The organism is Candidatus Nanopelagicales bacterium, from assembly GCA_028687755.1.
Lineage (GTDB): Bacteria > Actinomycetota > Actinomycetes > S36-B12 > S36-B12 > UBA11398.
Window position 1 is genome coordinate 1 of sequence record JAQTZL010000007.1, and the last position, 2500, is coordinate 2500.

1 rRNA gene is annotated in these 2500 nt (G+C 54.0%); it reads right to left on the reverse strand.

Annotation, left to right across the window (positions count from 1 at the left end):
• Positions 1-2166 (reverse strand): 23S ribosomal RNA (locus tag PHN51_09080); the annotation flags it as partial.
• Positions 2167-2500 lie beyond the last annotated feature (334 nt).

A 2500-nucleotide genomic window follows, 5' to 3' on the forward strand; every position in this document is an offset into this window, starting at 1 on the left:
CTTACCCGACAAGGAATTTCGCTACCTTAGGATGGTTATAGTTACCACCGCCGTTTACTGGCGCTTAAGTTCTCAGCTTCGCTCCGAAGAGCTAACCGGTCCCCTTAACGTTCCAGCACCGGGCAGGAGTCAGTCCATATACGTCGTCTTGCGACTTTGCATGGACCTGTGTTTTTAGTAAACAGTCGCTTCAGCCTGGTCTCTGCGGCCAACGCCAGCTCAGGAAGTAAATTCCATCACCAGAATTGGCCCCCCTTCTCCCGAAGTTACGGGGGCATTTTGCCGAGTTCCTTAACCATAGTTCGCTCGATCACCTTAGTATTCTCTACCTAATCACCTGTGTTGGTTTGGGGTACGGGCGGATTAAACACTCTCTAGAGGCTTTTCTTGGCAGCATAGGATCATTGACTTCACCACAATCGGCTCCCCATCAGTTCTCAGGCTATGTGAAATGCGGATTTGCCTACATTTCGCCCTACAACCTTAGCCGCGGACTACCATCGCCGCGGTTCAACTACCTTCCTGCGTCACCCCATCGATTGACTACTACTAGCTCAGGTCGTGCACTCCTCTATATCCACCCGAAGGTTTCCATATTCTTGTGAACTTAGTATCACTAGGCTCGTCATGGGCGCGTTTAAACCGGTACGGGAATATCAACCCGTTGTCCATCGACTACGCCTGTCGGCCTCGCCTTAGGTCCCGACTTACCCAGGGCGGATTAGCCTGGCCCTGGAACCCTTGATTATTCGGTGGACGGGTTTCTCACCCGTCTTTCGCTACTCATGCCTGCATTCTCACTCGTGTGGCCTCCACGGCTGGGTTCCCCCGCCGCTTCGCTGGCCACACGACGCTCCCCTACCCATCCAAGCTCCTGGACCTTACGGCCAAGAACACGCTTGAATGCCACAACTTCGGTGATGTGCTTGAGCCCCGTTAAATTGTCGGCGCGGAATCACTTGACCAGTGAGCTATTACGCACTCTTTCAAGGGTGGCTGCTTCTAAGCCAACCTCCTGGTTGTCTATGCGACTCCACATCCTTTTCCACTTAGCACACGCTTAGGGACCTTAGTTGGTGGTCTGGGCTGTTTCCCTCTCGACTATGAAGCTTATCCCCCACAGTCTCACTGCCGCGCTCTCACTTCTAGGCATTCGGAGTTTGGTTGAGTTCAGTAAGCTTGTAGGCCCCCTAGCTCATCCAGTGCTCTACCTCCTAGAAGAAACACGCGACGCTGCACCTAAATGCATTTCGGGGAGAACCAGCTATCACGGAGTTTGATTGGCCTTTCACCCCTACCCACAGCTCATCCCCCCAGTTTTCAACCTAGGTGGGTTCGGTCCTCCACGACGTCTTACCGTCGCTTCAACCTGGCCATGGGTAGATCACTCCGCTTCGGGTCTAGGACATGCAACTCACTCGCCCTATTCAGACTCGCTTTCGCTACGGCTTCCCCTCACGGGTTAACCTCGCTACATATCGCTAACTCGCAGGCTCATTCTTCAAAAGGCACGCTGTCACCCTGATCCGAAGATCTTGGGGGCTCCAACGGCTTGTATGCACACGGTTTCAGGCACTATTTCACTCCCCTCCCGGGGTACTTTTCACCTTTCCCTCACGGTACTTGTCCGCTATCGGTCATCAGGTAGTATTTAGGCTTATCGGATGGTCCCGACAGATTCATACGGGATTTCACGGGCCCCGTATTACTTGGGAATTCACTCAAGAGTGAACGACATTTCGTCTACGGGGGTATTACCCTCTTTGCCGGCCCTTTCGCATGGCCTTCGACTATGACGTTCGTTTTTGACTCTTTGCTGGCCCGTCAGAACCAGCAGAATGCTCCCACAACCCCAAAACGGCAACGACTGACGTCTATCACGCCGCTTTGGTTTGGCCTCTTCCGCGTTCGCTCGCCACTACTAACGGAATCACTTATGTTTTCTCTTCCTGAGGGTACTGAGATGTTTCACTTCCCCTCGTTCCCGCCTCTTGCCCTATGTGTTCAGGCAAGGGTGACTGGACATGACTCCAGCCGGGTTTCCCCATTCGGACATCCCCGGATCACAGCTTGGTTGACAGCTCCCCGAGGCTTTTCGCAGCCTCCTACGTCCTTCATCGGCTCCTGATGCCAAGGCATCCACCGTGCGCACTTAATAACTTGCCACAGAAACTTTCTTCATTAATTGCAAAATTAATAAGATGCTCGCGTCCACTGTGCAGTTCTCAACATTCGGGCGGACGTCCTTCAGGATCACTGCCTGGCCGAAGAACGGCTGGTTCAGTGTGAAGGGGCCCGGCCGGGATCTCTCGATCCTGGCCCGAAGGAACATCCGTTCCCTCAGGACCCAACAGCGTGTTTGGGATTGTCTACAGTCGAGCACTCGTTTCCACGCCTTGCGGCAGTACTAGGAGAGCTCGGTGCTCGCGCACCCCATGTCAATGTTCCACCCATGAGCTAACCCCTCCAGGACATCTGCCTGGAATGGGGCTCTGGACCG